Genomic DNA, 25,244 nt, shown 5'->3' on the forward strand with positions numbered 1-25,244 from the left:
CGGCTCATGGGTTGTGGTGAGAAGAAGCCTGTTCGCTGATCCGCCAGAAGAGGCGGTTCTCCATGCATCGCCGCAGATATTCGATGCCGTCCGTGCCGCCGGTCCCACCGATGGTCCCGATCATGGACCTCGCGATGGAGTGGTGAGTGCGCTTCCACTTCTGATGACTCAGCTCCAGGTGCTGCAACGCGTTCGTCATCATCTCGCCCTCGACGACGCTCCACCTGTCCTGATGACGGCCGTACCACGAGGACAACGTCTCGTGTCCGGACAAGGCGTGCAGCCGCACGTCGGGAACGGAGAGGAAGGCGGGGGAGTCGAGTCGAGCCCTCGTCGGCAAAGCGCAGAAGATCTCCACCAGCTTGTAGGCCTCCGACTGGATGGCGCTCGACCCGTCGGTTTGCATGCGAAAGGACCGGAAGTGCGCGGGAGGCATGGTGGCGAGCAGGCTGAACAGCCCTGACGCCTGGTCCAGGGTCGTCGCAGCCGAGTCGACGTGGCGGGCGACTTCCCGGACGCGGTCCGATCCCGCGGCCAGAAGTGCTTGCTCCAGCATCGTCGCCATTGTCGTGAAAACCGCCTCATAGCACTGCAGAACCCGGATGAAGAGGTACTCGTCGTGCTGGTCCGAGACGGGAAGAACGCTGAACCGCAGAATCTTCTCGACCGACTCCCCTGCAGGGGAGGCCCTCCAGTCCGCTGAACCGGCGCTTCCCCGCAGAAGATCTGTCTTGCGAATTCGCCTGAGCACGACCTGGTGGCTCGGCCGGCCGTTCGGCAGGAACTCGCTGTCGTGGTCGTCCAACGTCATCTGCTCGAACTCGGCCAGGTCGAGCAAGAGGTGCGACACCAGGTCCCGCCCGCTCTGGACGTCTCCCGGTGTGGGGAGCAGAGGACTCAGGACATCCAGTGCCAGGTAGCTCCGGTAGGAGTAGCGGTTCTCCGCCTTGTCCAGGACGCAGTCGTAGAACGCTGCGGTCGTCGGCTCGATCGCGGTGCCGGTGCGGCTCGCTCTGACCTGGTCCAGAACCTGCTCCGCGAGCCGGTCCTTGCCGTGTCGCAGAATCTGCGAGCGGATCGAGTGCGCCAGACCCGGTGTCGATCCGCCTTGCTGTGCACCGGTGGTGGAGGCCGCCGCGTGCTCGCTCACCGCACTGGTCGCGGTCATGAGAATTCCTGCCTCACCTTTGTGTCGAGTCAGGTCGGAATGTGGTGACAGGTGAAGTGGCGAAAGGTTTCGCTGTCATCGGTGCTGCTGGTTCTCGTGACTCAGATGTCACGTTGGAGAGCGGTGGGAACCGTGGCGCCCATCCTCGTCAGCGCATGAGCCTGGTACGGGCCGGCGTGGACGTTGATGGCGTGGTTCAGCCCGGCGTGCGCGTCGCGCCAGAAACGCTGCATCGGCCGATCCGAGCGCAGGGCGTTGCCGCCCGAGTGGCTGTAGAGGCGATCGAGTGCCTCCACAGCGCGTCGGCTGCCGCGGACCTGGTCGCAACGCGCGGCCGCGCGGATCTCGAACGGAACCTCTTTCCCGGAGTCGACGATGTCCCACATCCGGCTCAGGTTGGCCATCATCTGAGCCCGTGCGGACTCGACCTCGGAGTAGCACTCGCTCAGTTGCGCCAGGAGGAACTTGTCCTCGCGAACCAGCCTGCCCGTCTCGTCGACCCGATCGCGCTGGTAGTCGAAGGACGCCGCGAGCGCCCCACGGCACATGCCGATGACGGCCGCTGTGATCGCGTTGGGGAAGATGGCGGACCAGGGCATGCGGAAGAGGTTCTCGCTCCTGCCTGCTTCTCGTGCCGCGAGGCCACTTACGACCTTCTGCTCCGCAATCACGCGCTCGGCGGGAATGAACGCGTTGCTGACTGTGACGTCCTTGCTGCCGCTGCCGCGCAATCCGACCGCGTTCCACGACCCGTCGACGATCGTGTAGTCGCTTCGCGGCAGCAGCATGTGCAGAGTGCCCTCGGAGCCGGCGCGATCGCCTTCCGCGTCGACCACGGTCGCACCCAGCCAGGCCCATTCGCAGTGGTCCGTGCCGGACGAGAACTGCCACCTGCCGCTCAGGAGGTAGCCTCCCTCGACCGCGCGCGCCTTGCCGAAAGGCGAGAACGGCGATGCGATCCAGGTGTCCGGATCGGCCGCCCACACGTCGTTCTGAACGGATTCCGGCATCAGGGCCATCTGTCAGGGGTGTGATCCGAGGACGCCTGCGACCCAGCCCGCGGCGCCGCAGGACGCGGCGGTGAGGATCACCGCGTCGAAGAAGTCGCGCGGATCGGCCTCGAGCCCGCCGTGCCTCGCAGGTTGCAGCATTCTCACCAGGCCGGTCTTCTTCAGGATGTCCGCAGTGTGCCCTGGAAGCGTCCCCAGCTCCTCCGCTTCGGCGGCTTGGGCTTCCAGCTGCACGCGTGAACCCTCAAGCCTTTCGAGAACATCGTTCACCATGTCAGGCAGTCCTTCCCTGCTCATGTCAGCCGATTTCGGCGTCGAGGTCGTCGGATCGGAAGTGCGTGCTCGTTCATCACGGGGTTTTGAGCTCCTCCGCCGCAAATCTCGGCTTCAGCCGGAAATGCAGCAGATACGCCGTCGCGGCGGCGGACAGTGCACACAGGACGGGCAGGAGGAAGGTCGCGCGGGAACCCATCTCGTCCGCGATTCTGCCGACCGCGGCTGTGCCCGAACCGAAGCCGAGCGAGAGACTGGACCACACCCAGTTCATCCCCTCGGTCTGGATCTCCACCGGAACGAGCTCGCCGAGCAGGTGGAAGGCGTTGATCACGGTCGGTGCCATGCTGAGACCGTTGACCGCAGAGCAGACCATGAGGGCGACGAAGCTGTCCGCGGTGAGGTAGAGGACGGGGAGCAGGCCGAACGCCGAGGCGCTCAAGGCAAGTCGAAGCGGCGCCGTCCTGGTTCGTGTCCGTGCGCCGTAGAGGATGGCCGAGACGCCACTGCCGACCGCGAAGCAGGCCAGGACAAGACCGGCGCCACCGGGGTCGCCCAGTTCGCCCGTGCGTGCCACGAGCAGCACTTCCGCGGAGCCACAGGTCGCTCCGACCGCGAGCAGCAGTACGAGCAGCAACGGCATGCCCGGATACCGCGCGGCGAGGCGTCGGTTCACACGGGCGGCGGGAGGTCGCCGGAGCGGCTCGGTGCGGCGCTGGAACAGCAGCCAGGTCCCACCGCAGGCGGAGAGCAGGAACGCCGAGGCGACGGCGAGATAAGGAGAAACCTCGATCGCGAGTGCCGCCGCCAGAAGAGGACCGATCGCGAAGACGACCTCGTCCAGAACCGTTTCGACCGAGTAGGCCGCAGACCTCTCAGGAGTGTCGTCCGCCCACAGCGCTGCCCATCGCGCACGTGTCATGGGGCCGGTGTTGACCACCGAAGCGCCGAGGAGAAGCGCCAGGACCAGGGTCGCCGGGAGAGACGAGTCGAGTGCGACTGCCCCGAGCATCATCGCGGCGAGCACGAAATGGGCGACAAGGGACAAGAGCACGGTCTTGTACTGCCCGAAACGGTCCGCGACCATCCCGGCGACGGGGCTGCCGAGTGCGTTTCCGATCGTCCAGCACCCGCTGACCAACGCGGCCTTCCCGTACTGGCCGGTGGGCAACGCCAGCAACAGCAGCAGAGCGAGCGGGTAGATCCCGACGAAGAGGCGTGACACCACACCCGCCGTGCAGAAGGACGCGGCCCCCCTCTTGGAGAAGGCGCTGCGGTAAGCGTCGAACACAGCTGACCTCCAAGGGGCGGTTGAGGATGCCGCTGGACAGGGGGCGGCGGCATCTAACCGCGGTCACGTTGCCAAAGGATTCGGCGGACGTGGACCGGGTCTCGATCGCGCCAAGCGGTGGGCACTCTGCTCTCGAAAGCTCGTGGAGATCGTGTCGCCGCGGTTCTCCGACACTGTGCAGTCCGGACCGGCTCGGATGCGAGACCCGTTTCGTCTGGCGGAACGGTCTCGGTGAGGAGCCCGCCGGCGACCGGTTGACCGCACGGGATCAGCGCGCCGCCGTCTCCTAGCCCTGTGGCAGCGGCACGGGAACGGTCGAGGAGATCAGGTTCTCGGCGCGCAGGTCGGACCAGAGGGCGGCGGGCACTTCGCCGGTGGCCATCGCGGCGTTCTCGGTGATCTCCGCCGCCGACCGGGCGCCGACCGCGATGGCCCGCACCGCCGGATGCCCGAACGGGAAGTGAAGCGCCGCCTGCGGAAGCGGGACGCCGTGCCGCCGGCAGATCTCGGCGATCCTGCGGGCGCGTTCGACCAGCGCGGCCGGTGCCGTCGTGTAGTCGTGTGTGGCATCGGCCGGGACCTCCTGGCGGGCCAGCAGTCCCGAGTTGAAGACCCCGGCCGCCACGACGAAGACACCTCGTTCCTCGCACAGCGAAAGGAAGTCCGCAGTCGTGGCGTGTTCCAGCAACGTGTACCGGCCGGCCAGCATGACGTAGTCGAGGGGATGCTCGAGCACGAACCGCTCCGCCACCTGCCACAGGTTGACGCCCACACCGATCCTGCGGACCACGCCCTGGGCCTTCAGCTCCGCCAAGGCCGGCAACGCCTCACGCAGGACCTGCTCGCCGTGGTCGTCCGGATCGTGGACGTAGACGAGGTCGATCCGGTCCAGGCCGAGCCGCGCCAGCGAATCCTCCAGCGACCGGCGCACCCCGTCCGCGCTGAAGTCCCACACCCGGCGATGGGTGGCGGGCACCGCGAAACCCTCGGCCAGGTCATCACCGCCTGTGTCACAGGGCTGCAGCAGCCTGCCGACCTTGGTGGAGATGACGAACTCCGACCGGGGCCGGTCCGCGAGCGCCGCACCGAGCCGCCGTTCCGACAGACCGAGCCCGTAGTGCGGAGCGGTGTCGAAGTACCGGACGCCCGCCTGCCACGCGGCGTCGACGGTGGCTCGGGCGTCCACATCGGACACGGCCCGGTACAGGTTCCCCAGCGCGGACCCGCCGAGGCCGAGGCCGTCGATCACGGCAGCTCCCACACGAACTTCGTGTCCGAGCGGCCCGAGTCGTAGTCGAGGGGAGCGTCGAGGAACTCGTCCATCTTCTGTTGCCACGGGATGTCGGCGGGGTGCCCGTGCATCTGCCGCATCATGGCCGCGTAGTCGTCCACCTCGACGACGTGGAAGAGGTCGAGACCGCTGCGCCAGATCCGCCACGACCGCACCCCCGCCGCACGCAGTGCCGCGTCGAGCTCGTCGGGAATCCGGGCGTGCGCGGCCTCGTAGGCGGTTTCCTTGCCCGGCTTCAGCCTGGTGTGCAGGGCGACTGTCTCCATGGTGCCGATCACCTTTCGATCATGTTGCCGGGCGGCGTTCAGGGCGCGGGGTTCGTCGCCGTGGACGCGGCGGCGCGTTCGGCGCACTTCCGGGCGGCAAGGTGTCGACCAAGCCTTCCCAGTCCTCGTCCCCGAGGCCCGCCGGCAGCGGACGTGGCTGCAGTCGAACATCACCTTCACGTTCGACCGCCCGATGTCCTCCATCAGCTCCATGGCGTCTTCGCCGCTCTCGCACAGGTTCGAGTTCTCCGCGAGTGGCTCGATCACCACGGTGAGGCCGTACTGCGCGGCGTCATCGGCGACCTGGGCCGGACATTCGCTAGTGCTCCACGGTCGCTTCGCGTTCTTCGACCACTGGAGAGCTCGGGTTGTAGCCGGGACCTCCAGAGGGCGCGGGCCCGATACCCGAGACCTCGATACCGTGGTCGTCGAGCAGGGCTGCGCACTTCGCGCCGCCTGGCCGGGCTCAGGTACGGCGGATAGGCGTGGGATGCGGCGGCGCCGATGTCGATGCCGTCGTACCCGATCCGCGCCAGCCGCTTGATGGTCTCGTGGAGTCAGTGTTCGAAGAGCTCTCGCAGGTGCCCTCCGAGGAAGACGCCGTCCGGGTCCCAGGCCTTGCGCAGTTCCTGGAACCGGCTCCAGTCCGGATAGCGCGCGGCCAGCTCCTGACCCGTCCTGGAGTGGACCTTGGCCCAGTGCGGACGGCCCTCGAACTCCCACAGCACCGACTCCACGGCGCGAAGCGGTGCGATCCACCTCTCCGGATCACGCTCCGACACGGGGTGTGTCACGCCGATGTGGCAGGTGATGGCCTGCCTGCTCGGGCTGAGCCAGGCGGTGTCCGCGGCGGTGAAGCGGACGTCCACCGGTGCGCAGACGCGTGGGCCGCCGCGACGCACCTCCCCGACCAGGGCACGGATCGCGTCGGCCGCCCGGTCGAACGGGACGCTGTACTCGGTGCCCTGCACGGGTGGTGGGAGGTGGTGCAGGAGAGCGTCGTCGCAGCGCATGACCTGCGCACGTCCCCGGCCGGCGGCAAGGGCGGCAGCGTAGTGCGCGGTGCCTGCCACCAGCGGCGGCCAGGAGTTGTTGCACAGCAACGAGAGCAGGGCACCGGGCGGTCCCGGTGACGGGGTCGGTGGCTCGTCCGTCGGCGCGGCCTCCCAGACGATCGCCTGTGAGGTGTGCGGGTACCACCAGAAGCCACCGAAGTGGACTTCCCGGAACCTGTCGAGACCGGCCAGCACCTCCGTCAGCGGCCTGCGAAGAACGACTTTGCGCAGCCGGTGGCCGGGCACGACGGCGAAGGTGAGGTCCAGGACCACGCCGAGACACCCGAGGTGCACGCGGACGCCGTCGAGCTCCGGGTCGTCCTGCGTGATCGTGCGCACCTGGCCGTCCGCGGTGAGGATGCGCGCCGACACGACGTGGCTGGAGAGCGTGCCGTGCCTGGGACTGCTTCCGTGCGTCGCCGTGGCCACGGCGCCGGCGACGGTCTGTTCGTCGATCGCGCTCTGGTTCGGCAACGCCAAGCCCGCTGCGGCTAGTTCCTGGTTCAGTTCGCGCATCGTCGTGCCCGCCTTCACCGTGACCGTCATGGCCGCCGGGTCGACGGCGACGATGCCGCGGTGGTGGCGCAGGTCGACCAGCGTCCGGCCGGTCGGCGCGACCAGGTTCGCGTACGAGTGCCCCGACCCCACCACGCTGATGCCGCGTGCGCGTGCGGTGGCGTCGAGCACGACGTCGCGCAGCTGGTCCGCGGTGCGGGGAGCGAGAAGCCGGTCCGCGATGCCACGGACCGCCCCGCTCCAGTTGGACCACGCCGTGCGACCGCGTTCCCCGGTGCCGAGCACCAGACCAGGCGTCGACTGCGGTGCGTCGGTCATCTCTACCTCGTGGTCAGCCGCTCGGCGAACTCGTCCGTCGTCATCCGCTCCGCCTGCCGCGACTCGAAGTACCACTCGGTGAGCCTCTTGAGACCGGTGTGGAACGGCACCTCTGGCGTCCAGCCGAGGCGCTCGAACGCCATGGCGGCGGAGGCGACCCGGTTGTACGGGCCGGTCGGCTTGTCCGGCAACGGCTTGATCTCCGTGTCGGCCTGGCCGGTGAACTCCAGGATCATCCTGGCCGCTTCCCTGACCTGGATGGGCTCCTCGGTGCCGAGGTTGATGGCGCTGCCGTCGTGGAGACGTTCTCCGGCGAGGACCAGACCGCGCACGATGTCCGTGACGTAGGTCCAGTTGCGGATCTGGGTCCCGTCGCCCCAGACCTCGAACGGCTGCTGCTGGATGAACGCCCGGCCCACCATGGCGGTCAGGGCGTGGCTTTCCGGGCAGCGCTCGCCATAGACCGTGAACAGTCGGCACGACACCGACGGGAAGCCGAGTTCGGCGTGGAGTGCGGCGAGCCGCTGTTCGGTCATCAGCTTGGCCCAGCCGTAGATCCCGTCCGCGTGGAACGGTGGCCCCACCTGGGTTTCGGTGAGCCGCACCTCCTCGTTCACGTCGGCCTGCAGGTCGACCGGGTAGACGCAGCCGGAGGAGGCGAAGACGAAGTTCTCCACCCCCTTGTCAACTGCCGCCTGCGTGACGACGCCGTCCAGGACGAAGTTGCGCGAGCACGCGGCCTGGTGCAGCTCGATGAACCCCCGTCCCCCGTGGATCGCGGCGAGGTGGAAGACAACGTCGATGCCACGCATCACCTCGGCGGCGAGCCGCGGGTCGCAGAGGTCGCCCTCCACGAACTCCCAGGCGGACTTCGGAACAGCGCTGAGGTTCTCCAGACGCCCCGAGCTGAGATCGTCGGCGACGCGCACCTCGGCGCCGGCGCCGACCAAGTGCTCCACCAGGTGCGATCCGATGAACGAGCAGCCGCCGGTGACCAGAACTCGCTTACCGTGCCAGAATTCCTGCTGGGGCATGAGTGATCTCCATTCGTGAGAACGGGCCGCGGTGTTTTTCGGGGCGGTCGCAGTCGAGATTTCTCGATGACCGGGAGAACTGCCCCGGCACCGCAATGCCGGTCGGAGGAAGCGAGTATGCGTCAGCAGCACCGTCCATCCCCAGACCCGTTCCGCTTCACGGAACAGAATTGGGAACGAGCCCGGCAGAGCAGCATCGGTTCCAGCGTGCGGAACGAGGGATGGCCCATCGTGCAATCGGCCCCTACCTTTCTGCGGAAATGTGCTCGAGGCGGCCGGGCCGGAATACGGGTCCGGCCGCGGCCGTGATCATCACTGGAAGGCGGAGGGTGATGGCTGGACCGCTCAAGTCCGTGCAGTCGGAGGCACTGCCCGCTCTACCCGCGCTCGACTGGCGTGACGGCGGCGGTGCGGCAGGACAAGCCTGGGTACCGGAGCAGCTGTACCGCGAGATCCTGGAAACGATGCCCGTCGTGTGCGTGGACACGCTCGTCGTCCGCGCCGGCGAGGCGCTGCTCACCCGCCGCCGCCAGGAACCTCAGGCAGGCTCGTTGTGGCTGCAGGGCGGCCGCATGCGCAAGGGTGAGCAACTCGCCGAGGCCGCGTTGCGCACGGCCGAGCAGGAGTCCGGGCTGAGCCTGACCTTGCGCAGCGTGCTGGGAACCTTCTCCACCGTTTTCGAGGCCTCAGCCCACGGCGACTCTTCCACCCACACCGTCAACGTCACCTTTCTCGCCAGCACCGAGCACGACGCCCGGCCACAGGTCGACAGCACGCATGACGAATTCGTCTGGTGGCCGCTGACAGAACCCACCGGGAACGCCTACCTCGACCAGCTCTTCGTCCTGGCGACGCAACAGTTGAGCGGGGTCTGTCAAACGAACGACTCTGGCTCGTAGTCGGTGGTGACGTCGAGTAGCTGTTCGCAATCATGATCTTGTGATGACGGTCGATTCCCTTGTGGGGACGGTGTTCTCCGGACGGTCGGCGTTGATCGTTGAGGACGTGTCGGACGGCGACGGCATGGTGGCGGTCACGGCTCGCACTCGGGATGTGGCCGTGCCGTGTCCGTTCTGCGGGATTGCGACGGCGAAGGTGCACGGGTATCACCACCGGACGGTGAAGGATGTGCCGGTCGATGCTGCCAGGTCGTCGTCCGCCTGCGCGTGCGGCGGCTGGTCTGCCCGGTCCGGGCCTTGTGCGTGCCGAGAAATACGTCCGTGCAGGTCAGCAGGCATCGGCATGTTGCCGATCATCATCGGGCATGATCGCGGCCGTGCTGGTCCGCTTCGCCTACCTCGCCGTCTCTCACGTCTTCGCCGCGCTGTGGCTCCTGCGCATGACCGAGCGTGAGAAGGATGTCGAGATCCCTCGCGTTACGCCACCAACTCGCGGTTCTGCACCGGCAACTCGACGGTCAGCGCCCACGATTGCGGCCAGAGGACAGGACGTTGCTCGCGGCCCTGCTGGTGCCTTTGGCCCGCGCGACGCTGCGTCGGCCCGGATACGGTGCTGAGGTGGCATCGCGACCTGATGAAGCGCCGCCATGCCCGAACGAGCGTGAACCGTCGGCCTGGACGTCCGCGCACTGTCGCTTCGATTCGCCGTCTCGTCCTGCGCCTGGCAAGCGAGAACCCGTCGTGGGGGTATCGACGCATTCACGGTGAACTCGCGCTTCTCGGTGTCGCGGTCGCCGCATCGACGGTGTGGGAGACCCTGTACGGGTGCTGCATCCTCGTCTCTTCGAGGCAGCGTGAGGATGACCGGCTCGCGCTTCGTGCGAAGCCGGTTTCGTACCAACGGTCAGGAGTACGATGTCAGCTTTGATTGCGTTCGAGGTCGGACAGGTCTGGATGAAGAGTCCCACTTTCGAGAGGATCATAACCGGTCTGCTGGAACGCTCGACGGATCCGGTGGACCGGGATGTCTGCACGGATTCGCTGGTGATGAACACCCTGTGGGTGGAAAAAATTCCTGAGCGACGCAAAGGTGCGGTGCTCGGCGGGCTGTGGTCGGTGCTAAGTGAGGAACTTCTGAGTGATGCGCACGACGACAACATGACCGCCATATATCAGATTCGGCAGCTGCGGGCCGAGATGGTGCGGCGTTACCGGGACCTGCTGACACGGCACCTGTCGGAGATTGGTGAATCCCTGAAAGCGAACGAATCCGCTGAACGACTGCAGGACGTCGTTCTCGAATTGCTGGATGAATCGCCGATCTCTCAGGACGAGGTGCGTGCTGACGTGCGCAAGGCAGTCGCGGCAGGTGACATCGCGCTGGCGTTCGAGGTGATGTGTGGCTGGATTGGCGAGGGGCAGGCAGATATCCAACCTGCCTACTTCCAGCGCCTGGCCGCCGTGGCCGAGGCGATGGACGTGGTCGAGGGCGCATTGGGACCGCTGGAGCGGGTTCGACAGAACTGAACCGGGCAACGTGCTGCCCTGTCGGCTCCTACGCCACGCAGCAAGGGTGCCGTGCGCGTGGCCCATTTCCTTCACCGTTATCGCGGCATAATGCTGATCTACGTGCACCTAACCGGGGAACTGCTCCGCCGCGGGCACCAGCAGGTGCCAGTCGCCGTCCGGCAGAGTGCGCAGTCGATCAAGCAAAGCGGACATCCTTGCCAGCAACGCTGGGCGCTCGGCCCAGCGGCCGAGGAGGAGTTGAAGCGGTTCCAGAACGCGATCAAGGCGGGGGTGGACCCGGCGGCGCTGGTCGAGGCTGTGAACGAGGCGCAGGCGAAGCGCGCGGTTGCGCAGGCCGAACTCGTGGACGTACCGACTGCGGGTGGGTTCGAGAGCGCTGACCTCTACGCCATGGTCGACAACCTGGGAGACGTCGGCGTCAGGCTGGGCGAGGCCAAGCCGGAGAGCCTCAGCGACCTCTGCCGCAGGCTTGACCTGCAGGTCAGCTACTCACACACAAGCCGCGAGGCTGATGTTTCCATCAATCTCGCGACTTGTGTGGATAATGCTTATGTCCGAGGGGGGACTTGAGTCCCCATATGTAGCAAGCTTGCGCAGATCGTGTGTTCATGCGCTATTGGATAGCTCGAACCTAGTATAGAGGGCCAGTCGATGTGATTCAACCTCTCGTCGCTAAGTTCTGTCGACTGGGGTCAAGGCCTTTCGTGGCGAACTGTTGGATCGCAGGCTGACCTGGAATCAGATCGGCCTATGTGCGCTGTGAGTGCGAGCGACACTACGACGAGCACCGCACCCACCGATCACTCGCTGGCGCGGTGCTCTTGAAGGTCCGGCCCCAGCCTCTCGAACCCGACCAGATCGAATGTCTCAACGTAGCTCGGCAAGACCGTCTCGGCGGAGTCATCCATGAGTATCGCCATGCGGCTTAACCTGCATGGACGTAGTTTTCGGCACGCACAGGCCTGAGCCGCAGGTCAGGACTCTGGACCTAGTTTTGGAACCCCACAGGCGGCAAGCTCGATCCAATGTGGACAGAGCTTGGGGGCAATTGCTGAGCTTTAGCAAGTAATTCCAAGTCACTGCGAGGACCTGCGGCCCGTACACTCGCCCGCCAGAGCTACCCGAGCACGCCCTTCGGGCCAGGAGAACGATCAGGTGGACGGGGATAACACGTCAACGACATCCAACCAAATCGCGGGGGATGTCCTGGGGAACGCCTTGCTGGCTGGTGTCATCCATGGTGACGTGCACCTCCACCAGGGTGTGCAGCAACAGGTCAACGAACACCACGAACCACCAGAAAGCTGGCACACGCTTCCCGCGCTTCCGCGAGAGGTTCGATCGCTGCTGCGCGCGCAGCTGACGATGGCGGAGGAACCGCCCTATCGACTGAGGGGCGCGCGGCAGCCGTCTTTGGACACTGTCCATGTTCAGCAAGACCTCGGTACCTCCACCGACGAGTCGCAGCCTGAACACGCGCGGCCTGTTCCGATCGTGCACGAGGACGATCAATGGATTGGTATGCCACCTACGGCCCGTGTGGTTCGGTTGGCGGTCCGGCCGCCGGCTCGCACGATTCGCCAGGCGCTCGACGGCGACGACCATCTGATCGTGACCGGCGGCCCTGGGCAGGGGAAGTCCACGATGCTGCAGCGCCTTGTTGCCGAGACAGCACAGCGTTGGATGAGATCGGACAGCTCCGAGCCGCCGTTGTTCGAGATCGTGGTGCCGCTGAAGGTGACCGCGCGAAACCTTGCTGCCCGTGCCCGTGACGGCCTGCCCTTCGCGCAGCTCCTAGCGGATTGCGTTGGAGTCGAGTACGCCGCCATGATGCTGTGCGACCAGGTTGGCGCTGACGTCCTGGCGCGCAGGGTGGTGGGGTGTCGCTGGTTGCTTCTGGTCGACGCTCTCGACGAGGTGGCCGACCCCGCCGAGCGGGAGCACCTGGTAAAGGTGCTGGCCATGATCACCTCGGACGTTGACGAATCTCCCTACCGCATCGTCCTCACCACCAGGCCGATCGAAGGGAGTGGCCTCGCCCCGCTTCATCGCATCGGTGCGAACCGGTACGAGCTCCTGCCGTTCGACGACAAGGCGGTCCAACGTTTCGCCGAACACTGGTTCGCAGAGGTCGGGGAGAACTGTGCCTACCGCTTCCTGCAACAGGTTCGCGATGCTCACCTCGATGAGCTGGCGCGGGTGCCTTTGCTCGCGACGATCGCCGCGATCATCTTCGAACAGCGCGGTGACCGGCCGCTACCGGACAACCGGTATGAGCTGTACGACAGATACCTGGCTCAGCTCGCCGCAACACACGTCGTAATGGAGGGACCTTTCGAGGCACACCGCGTCAAACTGCTCGAACATCTTGGTCGCACGAGGCTGGATACGGACACCTCGCTCGTCGTGGCAGCCTGCGAATGGGCCACGAAACACATGTCCGCAGATCAGCTCACCTTCGGCTGGGAAACACGACTCGTCTCGTTCCTTGCTGCAGTGGGACCGATGATAATCCGCGGTGACGACGACCTGGCGTTCATGCACCACAGCTTCGCCGATCACCTGGCCGCTTCTGCGAGGGCTCGAGAGCTTCCCCCACACTTCGAGCCCGATCACACCGCGTTCGCCCGCTTGGTGCACGACGCACGGCCCGAGGACGCGGGTGAGCACAGCCGAGCGGTCCTGGTCCACTACACCCGCCTCCTGCCGGCCGAGGCCGACCATCTCATGCGTTGGCTGCACACGGGCGAGGCTGAACAGCACTTGCTGGCAGCTCGACTGCTCGCCCAGCACCTCCCGGCAAGTGCGGACGTCATCGACGTGTTCCTCGGAACCGTGCGGGGATGGGCGATTACGACGCACTACCTCAGTACGGAGATCCTCGGGCAGGCCAGCCGCGCTACGCATCATCCGCGCCTGGCCACCTGGCTGGTCGGACTGATGCGCGATGTCTGCATGCCATGGCGATCACGCCTGGAAGCGGCCACCGCACTTGCAATCAGATTGCGCGACGCGAACCACGGCGGCGAAGCGCTCCAGTTGTTGCGGTCGGTCGTCGACGAGCAGACGGTTTTCGTCGATCACCGCCTGGCGGCGGCAGAAGCCCTGGCGCAGAGCAGCACTGACGAACGGGAAACTGCTGAACGTGGTCTACGGGCAGTGCTGACATCCCGATCAGCGAATGGTGCTCAATGCCGAGCCGCAGCCGTGGTACTGGCAAAGTTCGGTCCGGCCGCACGTGAAGACGCCGTAACGGCACTGTCGGCGTTGTTGGAGAACCAGTACACGCCGACAGAAGATTTTCTTGAAGCGGCGACAGGCTTAATCGAGATTGGTGTCGAGTTTTACGGCAGAAGCGCCGATGCGTTCAGGACGGTTCTGCGAGACCCCGTCCTCGATCCATCCTCTCGTCGTGGTGCTGCGTTGGGTCTGGCGTGTCTAGGGTCTGATCAGTTGGACGAGGCGGCAAGATATTTGAATGTCCTCTTTGATGACCTCCGATATCATTCAAGTAGTCGGACCACCTTTGCTGCTGCGTTGGCCGAACTCGGCCCTCTGTATAAATTTGCAGCGCGTAAGTTGCTTTTGAGACTTCTTGTTGAACCTGCGGTCGATCCTTTTGATAAAGTATGGTGTATTCGCGAGTTGAGTCAACTCGGCCCACAGTTCAGAAGTGACACTCTACCGTTGTTGCGCGATGTTCTGCGAGACACATCGACCAGCGCGAACAACCTGATGTGGGTGGCAGAGTTGTTTGCAGAGCTCGGCCCAGATTTTTGCGACGAGTCTGCCGAAATCGCGCGGCGCGTGCTTGAAGATCATCTGCTCGGCGTTGATGAGGAAGTTCGTGCATTGGACCTGCTCATCGGACTTGGCGAACCGTACAGATCTCCGGCTGTGGCTAGGCTGCGCCGATACCTAAGTGGCATTGGCACTGACCCTCGTATGCGCTGCGAAGCGGCCAATACTCTCATTCGTGTAGGCCCTGAACTTCACGCTGAAATCGTCGAAGCGTTGTTGAAAGTTGCTCATGGAAACAACAGGCCCGAGTTAATTGCGCGCGCGTGGAGATCCCTGCTTGGCCTCGGAGTGGAGTATCGGGACAAGGCGTTGCGAGAATTGTCTTGTCTGATGCAAGAGGGCGGTGTCGCAATTAATATTGCTTGGGGCGTCGCCCGAGTTTTGTCTTCCGGCGGGGGTGATCCGACGCAGGTTGTCGGGACCGCAATGGGGGCTGTACTTGGGGATGCTAAGCGAGCTGTTCGAGATCGAGTGCAGGCAGCGCGAGGCATGTTGCAGCTCGGGGCGAAATTTCATCAGTCTGCCGTCGACGGTGTTCTTGAGATTCTTTCGGAACGAATAGCGGGCCTGAATTACGCGAACGTCGTCAGGCCATTTGTGTCCGTTGGGCCTGGCCACCGCATGCGGCTGGCTGACGGATTGCATTCGATTGTGCAGGATCCTGATGCGCTCGTCCTTGAGGTATGGAATGCGATCAGTGCTTTGAATGAACTAGGCTTCGGGCAGTCTGCGGAAGTGGTTGTTTCGCTGCGAGAAATCGTCCACGACGATTTCCTTGAGCCACAGGAAAGCCTGTTGGCTGCAGTCCTGTGGGCCCGCCTCGTGCCCGAACAAGTCGCTGACTCGACGGCGCGGGTTCTTGCTGCTGTGCACGAGGTTCAGCCTGCTCGCTGGAGGCGGGCGCTGCTTGACCTTGTCCGGCTCGGGGCTGACGTGGTTGTACCACTCCGGGCGATCTTGCAGAGTTCGAACTATAGGGTTGTTCGGGAATCCGTCGCATCAGTGTTAGTTGACCTCACGGGCGAGGGTGTTGAAGAACTTCGTGACCAAGCCGCGGATGACTGTCTGGGAGACGAGTCCCGCAGTCGCGTGATGGCTAGGCTAGTGGAACTGGACAACTCCGCGTCGGCTAAAATCGTCGACCACCACAGGGAGGTGTTCCGCGACGAGTCCGCGCCCATCGCGATCAGATGCGCGGCTGGTTACCGACTGGTCAGGCTTGACCAGTCTGAGATGAAAACCGTCTCGTCGGCACTCCGGCATCTCGCGGCCAGCTCTGAGATCACGCCGAGCGAACGAGAAGCCTGTATAGAACGGCTCGACTTCTTGATCCCAGCAAGGCTCGATGACGTCGTGAACCTTGCCGTTGGTGCTGCCAGAAATCCTGGCGCAGAGAAATCGGCTCGCCGAGGGATACTTCGTGTCCTGCCACCTGACGTCCGCTTGGAGGTCGAGCGCGGCTTGCTTACTGACCACACAATTTCGATCGAGCACCGCTTGCCTCGGCCTGGACTGTGGGGCGAGAATCCGCTGGCGGCGGAAATAGAAACTGAGGTCCGCGATGTGCTGACGGCGCCCGAATTCTCACGGCGCGAGAAGGTCGTCGCTGCATCGGCGCTGGCGAGTTCGTCGGCGAGGCTTGTCCAGGAAGCGCTTGGGTATCTTGAGCACCTGTCGAATGAACCCGGTGTTGCCGACTCGGCGAGGCTGCAAATCGCCAAACTTGGAGTCGAACACCGAAATCGCATTCGACAAACTGCTTACGACACCGCGTCCGATGTCACGAAACCCGTGCGCGAGCGGTTTCGATGCGCAGTGATGTTGAGGAAGCTTAGTCTACATCGTCGTCCACAGATGACAGACCTGTGGCGCGAGGTGGCAGCGGACTGCCTGCACCCCGTGTTGTGGCGTGTCCGTGCGCTCATCGAGTTGAGTCGCGTCGACGGCTTGAGTGCACTGCGCACCATGCGTGACGACGAACGAGCACACCCTGTGGCGCGTTGGAAGATCGCGAAGCACCTCGTTGCTGCCGCAGTTGACGATCGAGCGGCTGGGGTGCAGGTGCTCGGCGCCATCGCGACCGATCTCCGTCTTCCGGCGGGCATGCGGTGGCGAGCGGCAGAGGACCTCTCTGAACTCGGTATCCGAGGTCACGAGGAGGCGTCGCAGGCGCTCTGGGTGATCGCAAACGACGACGCCAACCCCGTCACCGCCCGTGCTAACGCCGCTGCTGTTCTTGGCAAGATCTCTCCGGCTCGGCGTCGAGATGCTCGGAAGATCCTGGTTCTCTTGTCGACGGTTGGCAAGCCGATGCTGCGTAAGCAGGTATTGCGATCGCTTGGCACGATCGAACCGGACGTGGCCGCGCGGGAGTTGCGGGCGATGGCGCTTGACTGCGATCTTGGTCCCGTTGTGCGCCTTCGCTGTTCCAACGCGATGGTGGAACTGCGTCGTGATCTCCGTGAGGAGGCCGCGCTGGTTGCTCGTGCGATTGCATATGACGAGTCGGTGAGTCGTCAAGTGCGCGTTGGAGCCGCTCGTACTCTGGCGCACTGCAGCGCTCTCTTTCGCGAAGAGGCGCGCGAACTCGTTCGGTCGTTGGCGACACGGCCATGCGGAGCTTGAGCAAGGTTGTGCCGCTCGAAAAGTCGTCGCTGCACGTCACGCGCGGCATCTGCACACGTTTGATGAGTCCGCTGGGGAACGAGATGTGTTGCAGTCTGCGGGTGGCGTGGTCGTCTGTCGTAGATTTTGTCGAGCAGCAGGGCAGGTCACCGCCTGACTCGGCCAACGCGATGTTTGTTTACGGTCATCTGGGCCGTGCCCTGAGACGACTGCCGTTGCAGCATTCGACTCGACGGAGAAAGGCTTTCGGCTGACCGTGCGTACGGATGCAGCACCATGACCAAGCCGATTCGCCATCTGGTGCCGCTGGGCGCTGAGAACAAGTGGAGCGACTTGGTCGCGACGCTGATCGAGCTGGATCCGGACCCGGTGGCTGACCTGTTGGGCCTTGGCGACTTGCCGGCCCACGTCTCGGTCGAACGCGAGGCGTCGGCCGGCAGCGGCGGCCGCGTCGACCTCCTCATCAGCGTGGGCAATGAGAAGCGCTGCGTCGCGGAGGCGAAGGTCCTGTCTGGCCTCGGGCTCGACCAGTTGCGGCGCTACCGCGACCACTTCGCGGGCGTTCCCCATCACGTGCTGATCACGTTGGAGCACTTTCCGATCGACGTCCCCAGCTCTGCGGGATGGCGCTCGGTGCGCTGGGAGGACCTGCTGCGGGCGTTGTCCAGAAGTAGCGTCCCACTGGTCGCGCAGACGGCGTCCACCTGGTTGTCCTACGTCGACGGGGAGATGCCACGGCTCTCGGCGGGCACGCGATGGAACGACCTGCGAGACGGCGAGGGCTTCGTCATCGCCATGCGTGCCCGGATGGCATGGGTGTACCGCCAGCTGCGGCCACCACCCGATGTCGAGCACGACCTGGTGAGCTCGTCGGCCGGCCAGAGCTGGGTAGCGAGGCTCTACGCGCCCGCCCGGAAACCGGGCTACTGGGTCCACGTCGAGGCCGAGGAACGACTCAGTGTCCAGGCCTACCCCAAGCACGCGGGAGATCCTAGGTGGGGAAGTGTCCAGGGACCGTCGGTGAAGGTCTGCCTCATGCAGAGGGACGTGCGCACGTCCGCAGACTTCGACTGGACCTACCTGCGCTCGCTGTGGCCGACGATGGAGGCCGCGCGACACGACTGGGTGAGCACCTCGGCCAACCCCAAGGCCCCGCACGACCGAGCAGCGTGGAAACAGATGATCGCTGACGGCGGGCCGCGACACCTCGGCATCGGCTTCGGCGAGAAACAGGCCAAGCAGCGCGGCCAATGCATGTTCGGCGCCCGGTTCCAGCTACCGGCCGACGCCACGCTCGGCACGATCGCCGCGGAACTCAACTCGACGTCGAAGCTGCTACTCGAACTCGCCGCGCTCCCTTACGAGGTCTCCTGACCATCTGCGGCGTTGTGCGTGCTGAGAAATACGTCCGTGCAGGTCAGCAGGCATCGACGTGCTAGCGATCATCCTCCGGCATGATCGCGGCCGTGCTGGTCCGCTTCACCTACCTCGCCGTCTCCCACGCCTTCGCTGCGTTATGGCTGTTGCGCATGAGCGATCGTGAGAAGGACGTCGAGATTCTCGCTCTACGCCATCAGCTTGAGGTCTTGCGCAGACAGCTCGGTGATCAGCGCCCACGACTGCGGCCTGAGGACAGGGCGTTGCTTGCTTCCTTCCTCGAGCCCTTAACCCGCGCGGCGTTACGCCGCTTCCGGCTGTTGGTCAGCCCGGACACGGTGCTGAGGTGGCATCGCGACTTGACGAAGGGTCGCCATGCCCGTGCGAGCGTGAATCGGGCGCCCGGACGTCCACGCACGGTGGCTTCGATCCGCCTGCTCGTCCTGCGGCTGGCGGCCGAGAACCCGTCGTGGGGGTATCGGCGTATCCACGGTGAACTCGCGCTCCTCGGTGTCGCGGTCGCCGCCTCGACGGTGTGGGAGATCCTCAAGACTGCCGGCGTCGATCCTGCGCCGCGCCGGACAACCGTTACCTGGGGCGACTTCCTGCGCTCGCAGGCGGAGGCGATCCTGGCAATGGATTTCATCGAGCCGGTCACGCTGACCGGCCAGCGCCAGTACATTCTCGCCGTCATCCACCACGCCAGTCGCCGTGCATGGATAGTCGGCACGACCGCGCACCCCACCCATGCCTGGGTTCACCCAGGCGATCCGAAACTTGCTCATGGACCTCGAGGACACCGGATGCGTCGTGCGGATCAGGTTCCTCATTCGCGACCGCGACGGCAAGTACCCGGCACTGATCGACGAGATCCTCGGCGGTGCCAGGATCGCGACGATCCTGACCGGCGTCAGGGTGCCCCGCATGAACGCGATCATGGAACGCTGGGTCAAGACGCTGCGCGGCGAACTCCTGGACCGCACACTGATCTGGAACGAGGCCCATCTTCGGCGCGCGCTGCGTGAGTACGAGCGGCACTACAACGAGCACCGTACCCACCGATCCCTCGCCGCGGCAGCACCCTTGCGATCCCGGCACCAGCCCCTTGGACCTGACCGGATCGAACGCCTTGCGGTGCTCCGACGGGACCGTCTCGGTGGAGTCCTCCACGAGTATCGGCACGCCGCTTGACCTGTGCGGACGTAATTTTCGGCACGCACAGGGCCCCGGACAACCGGGTGAACCGCTGTGATCTCGCTGGACGCCGCAAGGGCGTCCGGACAGGCTGTCCGGACGCCCAGCTCGCGGCGCTGGACGAGGCTTTCGGTGGACCTGATGCCGCCGGAGTTCAGCCCGCGGCCCTCGTAGCGGGCCACGTCGACGGGCTTGAGCAGACGTGTCCGGAGCAGGTTTTCGCCGGCGTGACCGGACGTCGTCCACCCCGATTCGCTCACGCGGTCGGTGCTCGGGCGAGCCACTCGAGCAGTTCGTCCAGCCCGGCCTCCGAGTCCTTCTCGACGGTGAGTTCGGTGACCTCGGGCAGCCAGTCCCGCGGCACGTCCGCAGCCGGTTCACCGTTCGCCACCGGCCGGACCAGCAGGAACTTCCTCGCCCACTTCGCGCCGTTCCTCGCGAGCAGGCCGGCGAAGCTGCCGTGCTCCAGCTTCGCGCGCAGCCGATCACCCGTAGGCGCGACCGCCCTGGTGGCATCCACATAGGACTGAGAGGTCACGACGATCACGTGGTCCGCGCGCAGGGCCTGAGTGGTGACCCAGTCGCCGCACTCCTCGGCGGAGGGCAGTGGACAGCGGTCGGACTCGACCCGGAAGCCCGCCTTCGTGAGGGTCTCCTCCACTGAGCGCACCCAGGACTCGTGTTCCGGCGCATAGGAGACCAGCACGCGACCACCTATCGCCGGGGGCGCGGGCTCGGGTCGTTCGTGCTCGTTGCGGGGCAGTCGCACGACGAAGGCGTCCGCGGTGCTCGCCGGTCGGAGGCGGACGCCGGCCTGCGGGATGTAGTCGTAGTGTCCTTCGGCGATGACGTGAACGTGGTCGTCGTGCTCGGAGGTCAGGAGCACCAGGTAAGCCGTGTGCGTGCCTGCCGGCATGCCGTTCGTGTGTCTCCATCCCACGTGTGAGTTCTGGGTGCCCGAGCACGAGATCTCCGGGCGCACGGCGGGCAGGACGACGCTCGTCGCCGGCGAACCCGCGGGCCACGGCGAGGGGGCGTCGCCGACCGCGGGCACGAAGTGCAGTTGTTCGGTCAGCCGGTAGGTCGTGCGGCCTACGGGTGTGGTCACGTGGTCGGGGATCGCGTCGAGGACTGTCGCCGTTGAGTCGGCGAACCTGAACCGCACCGTCGCCCAGCCGGGCTCAGGAACCCCTGGTCTCAGGTCGAAGTCATAGCTCAGCCGGATCAGGTATCCGATTTTTCCGGCGAGGTCGGATGGAATCTTTTCCAGTCGGTTGATCCGCCAGGAGTTCAATTTGATCCGGCCCATGATCACGTTGCCGGGCGCATCCGCCAGATCTCTGTCGGGCCTCGCCAGAAAGAGCGATACGTCGCCGTGAAAACCCGGCTCGAACTGGTCGTTCACGTGATCACTCTCCAGCGGGGCGTTGCTTCTGGCCGAGGAAGTATATGGTGGCGGAGATTGATGTGGATCACGGCTCACCGGAACAGGACGGGCTCGATTGGTGTCACGTGAAGCTGATGGCGGTTATCCGAGCGAAGCCGATCGGCGGATGGCGCTGGCCAGGGAATGGGACAGCCTGGTCGAACGCGTTCGGGGTCACGGATTCGAGGACTTCCTTCGGCCACCGCGACTCGACGCGCTGATCTCCGGCGTCCGGCAGGGGCCCGTCGTGGTGGTCAACGTCAGCACGCTGCGGTGTGATGCGCTGATCGTCGGTCCGGAGGGAGTGCGTCCCGTCGAGCTCCCGCTGACGGCCGACGAGGTCATGCGCAGGACCGTTGCCTACCTGAACGCGCTGCGCGGTGACGGGCAGGTGGCAGGTCTGTCCTTTGTGGAGGAACTCGAGGCGGAGGCCGAGGCGCGGAAACAGCGGGAGACCGTTCTGCGGGAGACCGTCGAGTGGCTGTGGGACGCCGTGGCGGAGCCCGTGTTCGCCGAGCTCGGGATCACCGAGTCGTCGGCCGAACCTGAGCGCCGCCTGTGGTGGTGCCCCACCGGCCTGCTCACGCTGCTGCCACTGCACGGTGCCGGGTACCACTTCGACGGGAGCAGGCGAACGGTCATCGACCGCGTCATTCCCTCCTACACACCGACGGTGCGTGCGCTCGGCCTCTCCCGCCCGTCCCGCGACGAGCGGGGCGTCACCTCCCCGCTGCTGTTCGTCGGCGCTCCCGACCACCAGGACCAGGTGGCGTTGCGCGAGGAGGTGACGCGCGAGCGTGATTTCCTGCGCAGGTGCTACCCCGGTGGCGTGACCTTGCGGGAAGGCACGGACGCCACCGTCGGGGCGGTACAGCAGGACATCGTGGGTCATCGGCGCGTGCACCTCAGTTGCCACGGCCGGCAGGACGTGAACGACCCGTCGCGGGCGGGCTTCATGCTGTCCGACGGCCTGCTGACCATCGTCCGGCTCGCCGAGTCCCGCTTCGAGGGAGACTTCGCGTTCCTGTCCGCGTGCCGGACCGCGACAGGCGGACTGCACCTGCCGGACGAGGTGATCACACTCGCGGCGGCCATGAACTACGGCGGCTTCCGCAACGTCGTCGCGACCGCCTGGTCGATCGACAGCACCGTCGCCGCGGAGGTTACCAAGGCGTTCTACCTCCGATCGATCGTGGGCGGCGTGTTCTTCCCCGAACGCTCGGCGCAAATGCTCCACGCGGTCGTGCGTGACATGCGTGATGGGGGACGGCCGCTGGAAGTGTGGCTGCCCTTCACCCACACCGGCTCATGACGGACGACCGTGAGCTGCTGCTGCGCCGGGTCGAGTCCAGAGTGGAGAGGTACGCGACCACGCGGGACGGTGCTGCCGTGCTCGGCGACGAAGCAGCCGAGGAGGCCGCCGCGCTGCTGGACACCGAGAGGCCCGACTCCGGGCCGGATGTGGAGACGCGGGTCGCGGCGGGCTGGTTGTACTGGTGCAGGGTCGTCGCGGGCGACGGTGACCAGGCCCGAGCCGATCTGCGCCGGGCGATCGACGTCTTCCAGGCGCTGATCGACGTCGCTCCCGAGCACGTGCCGGAGGAGATCCACGCGCTGATCGATCCCGGCTCGGCGGCCGAGTTCGGTGCGGCAGCGCTCGTCGCGTACCTCGACACGGGTGAGGCGGCAGAGCTCAACACGGCCGTGACCCTTCTGGCGGCGGCGGTCTCCGGCGGCACCTCCGCCGAGGCGGACGTGCTCTCCTCCTGGTGCACCAACCTGGCAAGCGCGCTGAGAGAACGTCACCTCCTGTCAGGGGACACCGGCGACCTGGAGGACGCCCTTGCCGCAGCTGAGCGCGCGGCGGGTCTCGTCTCGGAGCACGACCCGCACCGCGGCGGGGTGTTCGCCGTGCTGGGAGCCGTGTGGCTCACGTCGTTCGACCGGACGAGCGACGTCACCCACATCGGCAGGGCCGTCTCGTGTTACCGGGATTCGCTGGTGGAGAGCGTGATCCTCGCGGAGAACTCGTTGCTGTGGAACAACTTCGCGCAGGCGCTGGTGACGTGGCACCAGGCCGGGGGAGACGACGCAGGCTTGACCGAGGCGATCGACGTCTGCCGCGCGCTCGTGACCGCGACGGACGAGGAGGGCTTGCCGGACGCGTTGACCACACTCGCCCGTGCCCTGCTGGCCCGCTACGAACGGGACGGCGCCGAGGCGGATCTCGACGAAGCCGTGCGGAGTGGCCGCGAGGCAGCGGACCTCGCGCTCAGGGCCGGACTGGATCCGGCCGAACCCGCAGACGCCGTCGCCGCGACCTCGGCCGCGCGCTACCGGGCCGCGGGCGACATCGAGGACCTGGACACCGCGATCACCGTGGCGCGCTCGGCCTGCGCCACAAGAGAAGTGCTCGCCAGGGAAGTACGCCGGTCCACTCTCGGCCTCCTCCTGCTCGACCGGTGGTGCCGCACGGGACAGGAGGGCGACTGGGACGAGGCGATCGGCCTGGTGCGTTCGGCGGCAGACGGTCTGCCCGAGGACAGCGCGCACGTGGTCTCGTGCCTGATCAACCTCAGCGTGGCACTGCAGACCCGGTTCGAGCGCGCGGGAGACCTCGCGGCGATCGGCGAGGCCGTGGAGGTCGGGCGACGAGCCGTGACATTGGCCGGCACATCTCATGCGCACACACCAAGAGCCCTTTCCGTGCTCGGCCTCGCCCTGCACGGACTGTTCGAGGCGCACGGATCGATCGCCGACATCGACGAGTCGATCAACCTCGCGCAGCAGGTGGTAGCCCCGGTCGCAGGCGAACACCGCGCGGCGGCCACGTTCCTCGGCAATCTTGCCGCGGCCTGGTGGGCGCGAGCGCAGTGGTCCGCCGATCCGCAGGACCTGGACAACGCGGTGGCGACCGGGGAACGCGCGGTCGAGAGAGCGCGGCAACGCGACGATCTGGCGATGTTCGGCTCGACGCTCTCGGTCGCGTTGAGCTTCCGGTATCAGCTCCGGGGCGTGACCGAAGACCTCGACCGCGCTGTCGTCGCCGGCCGGAGTGCGGTGTCCGTGCTGGGCGCACACCACCAGGACAGCGGACCGCAACTGGCCAACCTCGCCGCCGTGCTGTGCGAGCGGTTCGAAAGTCTCGGTGAGCTGGAAGACGTCGACGAAGCCGTGGAGCTGGCGCGGGAAGCCGTCCGAGGAGACCTGCTCCCCGGACCCCACCGCGCCGCCCGCCTGTCGACCGTGGCCGGTGCGATGCTGACCAGGTACGAGGCCCTGCACCGTCCGGCAGACCTCGACGCCGCCGCCGAGGCCGCCGCCGCGGCGGTCGAACTGACCCCGGCCGGTTCGCCCGTCCTGGCCGGTCGCTGGAGCAACCTCGGAACCGTGCTGGCCGCACGGGCCGCCCGGGACGACGAACCCGAGGACCTCAGGGACGCAGTGCGTCACCTTCGTGAAGCGGTCCGCGCGGCCGAGCCGGACTCGTCGGATCGCGCTGTGCTGTGCGCCAACCTCGCGATGACGCTGCTGTCACTGCACACGGCCGCGCACGAGCCGCAGACGCTCGACGAGGCGATCTCCTGGGCCAGGGAGGCGGTAGCGGGCACACCGCCCGGACGGCCCGAACGCGCACTGCACCTGACCGATCTCGGTATCGCTCTGGGGTCGGCAGGCCGGGAGACAGGCGACGGATCCTTTGTGGACGAAGCGCTCGCATGCTTCGCGGATGCCTTCGGAAAGCAGGAGGCTCCACCGGTGGTGCGCATGCTGGCGGCCCGCTGGAGCGGCCGGGTGGCCGCCGCCCACGGGCTCGTGCAGCAGGCCGCCTCGGCGTACACCGACGCGGTCGGGTTGATCGGGGTGACGTCGTGGCACGGGCTGGACCGCCGCTCACGCGAAGCCCATCTGGTCACTTCCCAGGGCCTGGCCACCGACGCCTGTGCGGCGCTGATCGAGGCCGGGCGGCCGGAAGAGGCCCTGGAGGCGCTGGAAACGGGCCGGTCCGTGCTGTGGAACCAGCTGAAGGACGCCACAGGCGGGTTGCCGGGGCCGGACGTGGCACTGCATCGGCGGCTCACCGAGGTGGGACGCCTGCTCAACCACCCGCCGCGCGGTGCGGGAAGCATCGCGTCGACCGTCCTGAACCCGGCCGCACGGCCATGACGG

18 protein-coding genes and 1 pseudogene are annotated in these 25,244 nt (G+C 66.2%); 8 read left to right on the top strand and 11 right to left on the bottom strand.

Annotated features, from left to right (window positions below; all coding sequences use genetic code 11):
• Positions 1-4: 4 nt before the first annotated feature.
• The 9 genes and pseudogenes from ORI60_RS17630 to ORI60_RS17665 all read right to left on the bottom strand — a co-directional run bounded on the left by ORI60_RS17630 (position 5) and on the right by ORI60_RS17665 (position 8,222).
• Positions 5-1,168 (bottom strand): hypothetical protein, encoded by a 1,164-nt coding sequence (locus ORI60_RS17630; protein ID WP_266038495.1) that lies wholly within the window; start codon positions 1,166-1,168, stop codon positions 5-7.
• Positions 1,169-1,269: 101 nt separating this feature from the next.
• A complete protein-coding gene (locus ORI60_RS17635; RefSeq protein WP_266038496.1) occupies positions 1,270-2,178 on the bottom strand; it encodes an acyl-CoA dehydrogenase family protein in 909 nt (302 codons plus the stop codon).
• Between the two features lie 12 nt (positions 2,179-2,190).
• Positions 2,191-2,475 carry a hypothetical protein gene (locus ORI60_RS17640; protein ID WP_266038497.1) on the bottom strand — a complete coding sequence of 95 codons (285 nt, stop codon included), beginning with the start codon at positions 2,473-2,475 and terminating at the stop codon, positions 2,191-2,193.
• A gap of 52 nt (positions 2,476-2,527) precedes the next feature.
• Positions 2,528-3,742: an MFS transporter gene (locus ORI60_RS17645; RefSeq protein WP_266038498.1), complete on the bottom strand. Its 1,215-nt coding sequence runs from the start codon at positions 3,740-3,742 to the stop codon at positions 2,528-2,530.
• 286 nt (positions 3,743-4,028) lie between these two features.
• Positions 4,029-4,991: an aldo/keto reductase gene (locus ORI60_RS17650; RefSeq protein ID WP_266038500.1), complete on the bottom strand. Its 963-nt coding sequence runs from the start codon at positions 4,989-4,991 to the stop codon at positions 4,029-4,031.
• Positions 4,988-5,299, bottom strand: coding sequence for an L-rhamnose mutarotase (locus ORI60_RS17655; RefSeq protein WP_266038501.1), 312 nt, complete (start codon positions 5,297-5,299; stop codon positions 4,988-4,990). The genes ORI60_RS17650 and ORI60_RS17655 overlap by 4 nt, the downstream gene beginning before the upstream one ends.
• Positions 5,300-5,506: 207 nt before the next feature.
• Positions 5,507-5,569 (bottom strand): annotated as a pseudogene (locus ORI60_RS44765) (hypothetical protein); the annotation flags it as partial.
• A 287-nt stretch (positions 5,570-5,856) separates the two neighbouring features.
• Positions 5,857-7,188 carry a D-arabinono-1,4-lactone oxidase gene (locus tag ORI60_RS17660; protein WP_266038502.1) on the bottom strand — a complete coding sequence of 444 codons (1,332 nt, stop codon included), beginning with the start codon at positions 7,186-7,188 and terminating at the stop codon, positions 5,857-5,859.
• A gap of 2 nt (positions 7,189-7,190) precedes the next feature.
• On the bottom strand, positions 7,191-8,222 hold the full coding sequence (locus ORI60_RS17665) for an NAD-dependent epimerase/dehydratase family protein (RefSeq protein ID WP_266038503.1): 1,032 nt from the start codon (positions 8,220-8,222) through the stop codon (positions 7,191-7,193).
• 332 nt (positions 8,223-8,554) lie between these two features.
• Here ORI60_RS17665 and ORI60_RS17670 point away from each other — a divergent pair, with 332 nt between their 5' ends.
• The 5 genes from ORI60_RS17670 (at position 8,555) to ORI60_RS17695 (ending at position 18,451) form a co-directional block, all read left to right on the top strand.
• Positions 8,555-9,121 carry an NUDIX domain-containing protein gene (locus ORI60_RS17670; RefSeq protein ID WP_266038504.1) on the top strand — a complete coding sequence of 189 codons (567 nt, stop codon included), beginning with the start codon at positions 8,555-8,557 and terminating at the stop codon, positions 9,119-9,121.
• Between the two features lie 924 nt (positions 9,122-10,045).
• Positions 10,046-10,648, top strand: coding sequence for a MafI family immunity protein (locus ORI60_RS17680; protein WP_266038505.1), 603 nt, complete (start codon positions 10,046-10,048; stop codon positions 10,646-10,648).
• A 90-nt stretch (positions 10,649-10,738) separates the two neighbouring features.
• Positions 10,739-11,221: a hypothetical protein gene (locus ORI60_RS17685; RefSeq protein ID WP_266038507.1), complete on the top strand. Its 483-nt coding sequence runs from the start codon at positions 10,739-10,741 to the stop codon at positions 11,219-11,221.
• A gap of 585 nt (positions 11,222-11,806) precedes the next feature.
• A complete protein-coding gene (locus ORI60_RS17690; RefSeq protein ID WP_266038508.1) occupies positions 11,807-17,077 on the top strand; it encodes an NACHT domain-containing protein in 5,271 nt (1,756 codons plus the stop codon).
• 333 nt (positions 17,078-17,410) lie between these two features.
• Positions 17,411-18,451 carry a hypothetical protein gene (locus ORI60_RS17695; protein WP_266038509.1) on the top strand — a complete coding sequence of 347 codons (1,041 nt, stop codon included), beginning with the start codon at positions 17,411-17,413 and terminating at the stop codon, positions 18,449-18,451.
• A 305-nt stretch (positions 18,452-18,756) separates the two neighbouring features.
• Here ORI60_RS17695 and ORI60_RS17700 read toward each other — a convergent pair whose 3' ends face one another.
• Positions 18,757-19,239, bottom strand: coding sequence for a hypothetical protein (locus ORI60_RS17700; RefSeq protein WP_266038510.1), 483 nt, complete (start codon positions 19,237-19,239; stop codon positions 18,757-18,759).
• Between ORI60_RS17700 and ORI60_RS17705 the strand changes: the two genes are divergently transcribed.
• Positions 19,238-19,645 (top strand): integrase core domain-containing protein, encoded by a 408-nt coding sequence (locus ORI60_RS17705; RefSeq protein WP_266038511.1) that lies wholly within the window; start codon positions 19,238-19,240, stop codon positions 19,643-19,645. The two genes, ORI60_RS17700 and ORI60_RS17705, sit on opposite strands and share 2 nt — an antisense overlap.
• A gap of 259 nt (positions 19,646-19,904) precedes the next feature.
• Here the strand turns inward: ORI60_RS17705 and ORI60_RS17710 are convergent, their stop codons facing one another.
• Positions 19,905-20,756, bottom strand: a complete 852-nt coding sequence (locus ORI60_RS17710) for a toll/interleukin-1 receptor domain-containing protein (RefSeq protein WP_266038512.1) — start codon at positions 20,754-20,756, stop codon at positions 19,905-19,907.
• A 397-nt stretch (positions 20,757-21,153) separates the two neighbouring features.
• Here ORI60_RS17710 and ORI60_RS17715 point away from each other — a divergent pair, with 397 nt between their 5' ends.
• Positions 21,154-22,386: a CHAT domain-containing protein gene (locus ORI60_RS17715; protein ID WP_266038514.1), complete on the top strand. Its 1,233-nt coding sequence runs from the start codon at positions 21,154-21,156 to the stop codon at positions 22,384-22,386.
• Positions 22,383-25,241 (top strand): tetratricopeptide repeat protein, encoded by a 2,859-nt coding sequence (locus ORI60_RS17720; protein ID WP_266038515.1) that lies wholly within the window; start codon positions 22,383-22,385, stop codon positions 25,239-25,241. Before ORI60_RS17715 ends, ORI60_RS17720 begins: the two co-directional genes overlap by 4 nt.
• Positions 25,242-25,244 lie beyond the last annotated feature (3 nt).

Source organism: Lentzea sp. NEAU-D7 (assembly GCF_026242055.1).
Classification (GTDB): domain Bacteria; phylum Actinomycetota; class Actinomycetes; order Mycobacteriales; family Pseudonocardiaceae; genus Lentzea.

Bases quoted from the DNA above. Each gene is read 5' to 3' on its own strand.
- ORI60_RS17630 (WP_266038495.1), bottom strand. From the start codon at position 1,168: ATGACCGCGACCAGTGCGGTGAGCGAGCACGCGGCGGCCTCCACCACC.
- ORI60_RS17635 (WP_266038496.1), bottom strand. From the start codon at position 2,178: ATGCCGGAATCCGTTCAGAACGACGTGTGGGCGGCCGATCCGGACACC.
- ORI60_RS17640 (WP_266038497.1), bottom strand. From the start codon at position 2,475: ATGAGCAGGGAAGGACTGCCTGACATGGTGAACGATGTTCTCGAAAGG.
- ORI60_RS17655 (WP_266038501.1), bottom strand. From the start codon at position 5,299: ATGGAGACAGTCGCCCTGCACACCAGGCTGAAGCCGGGCAAGGAAACC.
- ORI60_RS17660 (WP_266038502.1), bottom strand. From the start codon at position 7,188: ATGACCGACGCACCGCAGTCGACGCCTGGTCTGGTGCTCGGCACCGGG.
- ORI60_RS17665 (WP_266038503.1), bottom strand. From the start codon at position 8,222: ATGCCCCAGCAGGAATTCTGGCACGGTAAGCGAGTTCTGGTCACCGGC.
- ORI60_RS17670 (WP_266038504.1), top strand. From the start codon at position 8,555: ATGGCTGGACCGCTCAAGTCCGTGCAGTCGGAGGCACTGCCCGCTCTA.
- ORI60_RS17685 (WP_266038507.1), top strand. From the start codon at position 10,739: ATGCTGATCTACGTGCACCTAACCGGGGAACTGCTCCGCCGCGGGCAC.
- ORI60_RS17705 (WP_266038511.1), top strand. From the start codon at position 19,238: ATGGACCTCGAGGACACCGGATGCGTCGTGCGGATCAGGTTCCTCATT.
- ORI60_RS17700 (WP_266038510.1), bottom strand. From the start codon at position 19,239: ATGAGCAAGTTTCGGATCGCCTGGGTGAACCCAGGCATGGGTGGGGTG.
- ORI60_RS17720 (WP_266038515.1), top strand. From the start codon at position 22,383: ATGACGGACGACCGTGAGCTGCTGCTGCGCCGGGTCGAGTCCAGAGTG.